6 protein-coding genes are annotated in these 7,171 nt (G+C 33.4%); 1 reads left to right on the forward strand and 5 read right to left on the reverse strand.

Translation table 11 applies throughout. The features are described 5' to 3' along the window. Positions 1 to 5: 5 nt before the first annotated feature. From BZARG_RS01820 to BZARG_RS01840, 5 genes are all read right to left on the reverse strand, one after another. Positions 6 to 1,667 carry a bifunctional metallophosphatase/5'-nucleotidase gene (locus BZARG_RS01820; RefSeq protein ID WP_008634166.1) on the reverse strand — a complete coding sequence of 554 codons (1,662 nt, stop codon included), beginning with the start codon at positions 1,665 to 1,667 and terminating at the stop codon, positions 6 to 8. A gap of 3 nt (positions 1,668 to 1,670) precedes the next feature. Continuing rightward, positions 1,671 to 2,093 carry a sulfur reduction protein DsrE gene (locus BZARG_RS01825; protein WP_040287889.1) on the reverse strand — a complete coding sequence of 141 codons (423 nt, stop codon included), beginning with the start codon at positions 2,091 to 2,093 and terminating at the stop codon, positions 1,671 to 1,673. 16 nt (positions 2,094 to 2,109) lie between these two features. Further along, the gene (locus BZARG_RS01830) at positions 2,110 to 2,508 is read right to left on the reverse strand and encodes a DoxX family protein (RefSeq protein ID WP_040287890.1); all 399 of its coding nucleotides are present in this window, start codon (positions 2,506 to 2,508) and stop codon (positions 2,110 to 2,112) included. A 126-nt stretch (positions 2,509 to 2,634) separates the two neighbouring features. After that, entirely contained in the window at positions 2,635 to 2,952 is a 318-nt protein-coding gene (locus tag BZARG_RS01835; RefSeq protein WP_008634306.1) for a hypothetical protein, read from the reverse strand. Positions 2,953 to 3,156: 204 nt separating this feature from the next. After that, positions 3,157 to 5,181 carry a cation:proton antiporter gene (locus BZARG_RS01840; protein ID WP_008634217.1) on the reverse strand — a complete coding sequence of 675 codons (2,025 nt, stop codon included), beginning with the start codon at positions 5,179 to 5,181 and terminating at the stop codon, positions 3,157 to 3,159. Positions 5,182 to 5,726: 545 nt separating this feature from the next. Here BZARG_RS01840 and BZARG_RS01845 point away from each other — a divergent pair. After that, on the forward strand, positions 5,727 to 7,171 hold a 1,445-nt coding region (locus BZARG_RS01845; protein WP_040287891.1), incomplete at its 3' end, for an NAD(P)/FAD-dependent oxidoreductase.

The raw sequence follows: 7,171 nt of genomic DNA on the forward strand, positions 1-7,171 counted from the left end.
CGGACTTATTGAAATTTATAATCAGTTCCTGGAACCGTCGAAAAAGAATACTCTCCTAAATAATCGCAATAAGCACGACCATCTAATTTTGGTGAAACTGGTGAATGTACTTTAAGGTATTCTTCTATCACATCATGAATGGTATAATTCATTTCTTTCACATCCTTTACATCAGACATTCTACACAAGTTATCAATTGGATCACCAGGACGCACACAAGCAGAAATTGTATAATATTGGTCGTCTTTCATTTCTTCACCTTTTACTATGATGCTAGAAATACGTTCGCCTCGTGGGTTCTGACTTTTAAAATCGACATCCATTCCAGAGAATCTAACTAACCAACCACCAAAACGCTCGGTTGGATTTTGCGCAAACGCATTATGCATTTCCTTTTCTAACCAATCCTTAATTTGTTTACCAGTAGCTTTCCCTGTTTTAACATTTTCATTAACCGGTAGTAAATTCCAAAGGTTTGCTCTTGTAATAGCCGCTGGCTCTCCATTTTCTGGAACCACTGGATTACCAAAACGAAAACCGTTTGAAATAGAAATATCAGCTCCAGTTTTCCATCTTGCTGCATCCGTGAATAAATTATCCATTGGATTTTCAACGGTTAAGTAACGATAAAGAGGTGCGTTTGTATAGCCAATTATCGTTTCTAAATGATCTTTATAAGGTGCTTTTTCTTGATCTACAAGTGCTTGCATCTGTTTATTGGCTGGGTAAACTTCAGGATCTACATCAATTAAATCGTAATCATCGCCTACTAATTTACCTTCAACAAAATGAAGCGTTAATTTTCCAACAAACGAGCCAAATGCACCTGGTTCTGTAACCTTGGCATATTTACCTTGAATCATTTCTCGCAGGCGCTCGTGTGTATCATTTCCTAATATATAATCCGCATTTTCTGCAATTGGGCTACTTGCTAATTCTACTTGTTTAAAAATTCCAATATGCGTTACCAAGAAAATAACATCTGCTTTTTCTTTAAATTTAATATCATCTACTAATTGCTTCACGCTATTATCTAAACCACTAAAAGCAATTCCTTCACTAAAAATCGGGTTTTGTCTTACTGGAACATCTGGATCATTAATACCAATAAAAGCTAAACGAACGCCTTCAATTTCTTTTATGGTATAAGCTGGAAATAATGGTTCTTTATCTTCGTCGTGGTACATATTCTGAACAATAACTTCCGTATCAAAATCTTCCATAACTTCCATCATGATGTCTTTACCGTAAACAACTTCCCAGTTTCCTGGAATGATCACGTCATAACCCATGTTTTTTATGACTTTGGACATTACTCGACCTTGAGATAATGCTGCATAGCCACTACCCTGTATTAAATCGCCACCATCTATAATAAGCGTTCTATTTGGATTTTTTTTGCGTTCCTCATCAAAAATAGTTTTAATGTTTGCTAAACCACCTCGTTCTTTAAAAACGATCTCGCCATCTTCCCAAAATAATTCGGGGTGCGAATCTAATTGCCCATGAATATCCGCCGTTTGAAGTATGGTTATACTTATTGTGTCATTTTTCTTGACCTTGTTTTCTGTCAAGGCATTTCCTTTTTCTGATTTGCAGGAAACTGATAACGTTAGTATTCCTAATAGACCAACGGCTGCTAAAATAGTTTGTTTAATATTTTTCATAATTTATAGGCTTAAGCTTTTATACCCTTGTTTTTGTAATTGAAAATTGTGTAATATGCCGTTTTCTACGGTATTTATTTTATTTGGGATTTTTGATTTATCTACTTTAAATTTATTCATCGAGAAACCACATGCTATTAACTCCACTCCTGCTTTTTCGGCTTCACCAATAAAGTTTTTCATTTTTTCGGGATTTGTAATATCGCCGATATTCCTTCCGCAAATAATGACTTTAAATTGCCCAAAATCGTTACCTTCTTCAGCTTTTAAAGCTTGAGCGGTTAAAATTATGGGTTGTAATTGTGGGATTTTCTTGGTTAGTACCACATAATTATTTTTACTGGAATCCACTTGCTGCGCCTGAATATCTGTATGAGCAAACAGGGTCATAATGAATAAGACTGAACTAAAAATGTACGTTTTCATATTTATTTATATTGATTTATATTTGAGTGTTTTTGGTGTCGTTGAGTATAAAAAATAGAAGTCCACCTAGTATTGCTATGTTTTTAAACAGAGGTCCAAGTGATGTAATTTGTCCAACTTGAACCGTTAATGTAATGGGAATTAAAACTGCCACCAGTACGATAGCCGCCAATTTAGTTTTATAACCTATGAGAAAAAAGAAACCTGCTGCCAGCATTACTATACCTGATAGAATGACTAGTAATTGAGGTTCACCGAAAAAATAGGCGAAACCTTTAAAATTAACTTGTTCTATGCGTTGCGCCGTTTTCTCTACGTTTAATAAGTGATTTAATCCCGCCACTAGGAATATACCGCTCACCATTATGCGTAAGAGTTGTATGGAACGGCGACTAATTAATATTTTGGTCGTCATTATAAATGATGTAAAATGAATTGTTGATATTTCTCAATGTTAGAATGCTATAATTCATAAGACTGTGTTTTTACAGAAATAGAATTACAACGAGAGCATTGACTTTTAAATAATTAGTAATAGAAATTAAGCCGTCCGAGGAGGAGGTGATACGTTATCTAAATAACGGTAACTTAATGAGGACGTGAAATGATCGTCAAAAACAGTAATAAATTCTGCATCTCTAGTTTCCCACGAGAATAAATCAAATTGAAATGATGTTGTACAATTAATACTTAAAGTTAGCAATTGCACACTTGCATGATCTAATTGAGAAAAGCTGGCAGTATCATCTGTATTTTTAGAATTCGTGTGTTTCTTACAAAACGGATTTACCAACATAATATCACCGTTGGATATAAACGTATTCAATCCATTAGCATCTACAGCAAGAAATTTTGCCATAAAAATGAATATCAAAAGAGTCGATATGTACGTTTTATTCTTCACGATGGGACAAACATAAGAAAAGAATAGGCTCTATTTGTAACCTTTGTTACGTATCAATGTTAAATTACTATTAAAATAGAACAACACTCAAGTTTCACAGTCCTATGTTTTTCTAGAACTCCTTATATTTATTTAAGTAAAATATTTTGGCAGAAAGAATTACTGCGGATAAATAATCATTTTACTTAATTCAGAAAAATGTTTTTCAAGTTTAGCTGGAATTTTATCCAATTGACCAAAATAAGATATATAACCTCTTCTAGCCGATACCAATATAATAAAATCGCTATCATTTATGACTTTAGAAAGAATGAGAAAATCTTCCCAGTCTTTAAAATTATGGTAATTTAAAGTCATAGTTAATTTATTGGTTTTAGCATATTTCAAAATGGAAGTATATGTTTCCTTTGTACAATATAGATGAATTGGAATGGACAACTCTAAAGATAGTTTTGCGATTTTATGGATCCAAATAGCAAAACCTTCTTCCATCTCTGCATTTGGAGGAACAACTAAAAATAATCGTTTATGGTTTACCAAAGGCATTTCAAAATCACATATAAAAAGTGTTTTATCTGTATTCTCTAATATACTTTCCATTTTATCACCTATCAATTTATCTAGAAACCCTGTTTTTTGCGGCCATCCTAGCAAGATAATATCTGCCATAATCTCCTTGGCTGTCCTGGAAATTCCACTAGCAGCATTATGATCAATGGTGGCCATAATTTTAGCATTAGTATCTGAAGCCGTAGTCTCTTTAATAAATGATTCTAGACCTTGTTTAGACTTAAAAATAGCTTTTTCAGCCTCATCAGTATTAGGTACTACCGTTAACATGTGTAATGCATTAGGAGATTTTTTCTCTTTAATTAAAACGGCAAAATCCAGCACTTTCTCTATATTAACCAAATTAGCAATTGGAATAAGAATGGTTTCTCCTTTAGTTAAGGAACTTAATTCTAAGCTATCATCTTCATCTGAATTATGAATAATTTCTTTAGCTGCACTTTCAGTAGCAAAAGATGCAATTATACAGGTAACAAGGATAAGAACAACCGTTCCGTTTAAAATATTATCATCCAAAATTCCTGCTTTGTAACCCACTAAAATCACGGCCAAAGTTGCAGCCGCGTGCGCACTACTTAATCCAAAAATCAATTTACGTTGGCCTTTGGAGAATCTGAAAACTATTTGCGTAAAAAATGCAGCAAGCCACTTTCCTAAAATTGCCACTACCGTTAAAGTACTGGCTATTACAAGCGCCATTGGACCACTAAAAATTACACTTATATCAACCAGCATTCCAACACTTATAAGAAAAAATGGAATGAACAACGAGTTCCCAATAAAGCCAATACGATTCATAAGTGCCGAAGAGTGTGGAATAAGTTTATTTAAAGCTAATCCCGCAACGAAAGCTCCTATAATTGATTCCAATCCAGCCATTTCAGCCAAAAATGCAGAAAAGAAAACTACCGACAGCACAAAAATATAATGCGAATGCTTTTCACTTTCTAACTTTCGGAAAAACCATTTTGCAATTCTTGGTATAACTAGAAACATAATTGCAGAAAAAACAGCCAATGATACACCTAAACGAATCCAAAATTCTTGTGTTAATCCGCCATTATGAGATCCTAAAATTACAGCTAGCATAATAAGAACAGCTGTGTCCGTAATAATAGTTCCACCCACTGTTATGGCAACAGCAGCATTTTTAGACACACCTAGTTTACTGACTATGGGGTATGTTACTAAAGTATGTGTTGCAAACATACTTGAAGTAAGCAAGCTGGCATTAAAATCAAATCCCAACAAATAATGACATACTGGAAACCCTATACCTAGGGGAATAGTAAAAGTAAGAAATCCAAAAAGCAAACTTTTATTTCTGGTTGCTTTAAATTCATTTAGATCCAACTCCAAACCAGCAATGAACATAATATAAAGAAGTCCTATTGTAGAAAAAACATCGACAAATAGACTTTTTTCCAAAATATTTAATCCTGCAGGACCAATTATTATCCCTGATACTATAAGTCCAATAATACCTGGAATTCGAATTCTATTTAACACCACCGGTGCTAACAAAATAATAAAAAGAATTAAAGAAAAAATTAATACAGGGTTTTGAAGGGGGAGTTGAAACTCTTCTATAAGTTGATCAATAATGCTATTCATAATTCACTAAAGAGCTAAAAGGTTAAACTGCAATAATTAATTGCTCAAATAATATTTAATTACCTAGTACATTAATTAAAATTATTATTGAAAAGTAACAGATTTCAAAATTGAATATCTACATAAAAGACTTAATAAAACTCGATTTTTGGTTAAACAAACATAAGAAAAGAATAGGTTTGATTATTAACCTTAACTCTACTTGTCTGTTAAAAAATTCTTAAATAATAAAAAAACATATTTAAACAACAGGTTTTCATTTTTCTCATTTACTAAACCTCAATAAAAACACATGTAAAAGGTTCACTGATAAATAATTGAATAGAAAAACATTATAAGTTAAAACAATTCTCGTATATTATAATAGAAGATTTATTCATATAAATACCACGTTCTATTATTTAAATAATAATAATAATAATAATAATAATTAAAATAGATTCATCGATTTACTAACAGAAAATGATAATATCATTCGGTATGTATGTAACCAAAGTTACTGTGCAATGTTTAATAGTAGCATACCTTTAATAAAAATTAGAACAATGGCTAAAATAGTTATTCTCGGAGCAGGTATTTCTGGGCATGTAGCAGCAGCTCATTTGCGCAGAAAATTACCAAAACAACATGAAGTTTTAGTAGTGTCACCCAATAGTAATTACCAATGGATTCCATCAAATATTTGGGTAGGTATTGGTAGAATGAAGTCGAAACAAATTCTATTTCCACTAGCACCTTTATACAAAAGGAAAAACATTGGTTATAAACAAGCCAAGGCCATAACGTTTCATCCAGAAGGCGATAAGCAAGAAGTGAAACCATATGTTATGGTGGAATATGTGAAAGGTGAAAATAAAGGTGAGCAAGAAAAAGTTACGTACGATTACCTTATAAACGGTACAGGTCCAAAATTAGACTTTGAAGCAACTGAAGGTTTAATTCCTGGTCAAAATAAAGCATATTCGGTTTGTACATATACGCACGCTGATCATGCCTGGGAAGCTTTAGATGCACTTATCCAAGAAATGAAAAACGGAAAAAAAGTAAAAATATTAATTGGTACTGGACATGCGAAATCTACTTGCCAAGGTGCCGCATTCGAGTATATTTTGAATGTGGAACAAGAATTACGCCGTCATAAAGTACGCGATATGGCAGAAGTAACTTGGATATCCAATGAATATAGATTAGGCGATTTCGGTATGGATGGTATGCTATTAAGTTACAAAAGTATGACCATGAAGTCCCATGAAATGATTGAGATGGTTTTTGAAGACAGGGGCATAAAATGGATTTTGGGTTCGGCGGTTAATAAAATTGAAGATGGCATTGCGCATTACGAAAATTTAGAAGGTGAATTCAAAACTGAAACCTACGATTTTGCTATGCTAATTCCTGCATTTGCTGGACACGGATTTAAAGCTTTTGGCAAAAACAATGAGGATATTACCGATAAACTTTTTAGAGGCTTTATGATTGTGGATGCCGATTATACTGTAAAGCCCTATGAAAAATGGACCGTTCAAGATTGGCCAGAAACCTACCAAAATCCAACTTATAAAAATATTTTTGCGCCAGGAATTGCTTTTGCGCCACCACATCCAATTTCAAAACCCAGAACCAGTAAAAATGGAACAGATATTACACCTGCTCCACCAAGAACTGGTATGCCATCCGGAATATCAGCTCGGATTGTAGCCGATAATATTATTGACTCCGTTAAAAATGGCAAACCATCTTTAAACCACAAAGGATCCATGGGAAATATGGGCGCTGCGTGTATTGCATCAGCAGGTTATGGATTAACATCAGGTAGTGGGGTGAGCATTACGACATTTCCAATTGTTCCCGATTATGTAAAATATCCAAGAACGCAAGGTAGACAATTAGGAAAAACCTTTGGAGATATTGGTTTAGCAGGTCACTGGCTAAAATTAACCTTGCACTATGCATTTATATATAAAGCAAAAATGAAACCATTTTGGTGGTT

This window comes from Bizionia argentinensis JUB59, assembly GCF_000224335.1.
Taxonomy (GTDB): domain Bacteria; phylum Bacteroidota; class Bacteroidia; order Flavobacteriales; family Flavobacteriaceae; genus Algorimicrobium; species Algorimicrobium argentinense.